Source organism: Leifsonia sp. SIMBA_070 (assembly GCF_046534635.1).
Lineage (GTDB): Bacteria > Actinomycetota > Actinomycetes > Actinomycetales > Microbacteriaceae > Leifsonia.
On record NZ_JAWRYK010000379.1, the window covers coordinates 1 to 266 of the forward strand.

Genomic DNA, 266 nt, shown 5'->3' on the forward strand with positions numbered 1-266 from the left:
GCCAAACCGCTTGAGTTCGGCGATGCGCTCGTCCCGGCCGGTATGCCCCTTCCGCAGAATGTCGGCGGCATCTTCGGGAGTCAATGCGTTGCGGATATGCGTGAAGTCCACGGCGCTGATGATTTCGTCGGTATCCATCTCGCTCAGCAGCAGCCACAGCGGTTTTTTCTCCCGCCGTGCCCTGATGTCCCACAGTGCATTCACCAGCGCGCCGCATGCCATGTGGGACACGCCCTTCTCCGGGCCGAGCCAGCGCATTTGGGAGT

The 266-nt window shown here is 62.4% G+C and carries 1 pseudogene; it reads right to left on the reverse strand.

The features are described 5' to 3' along the window. Positions 1-266 (reverse strand): annotated as a pseudogene (locus SB754_RS20745) (fuconate dehydratase); the annotation flags it as partial.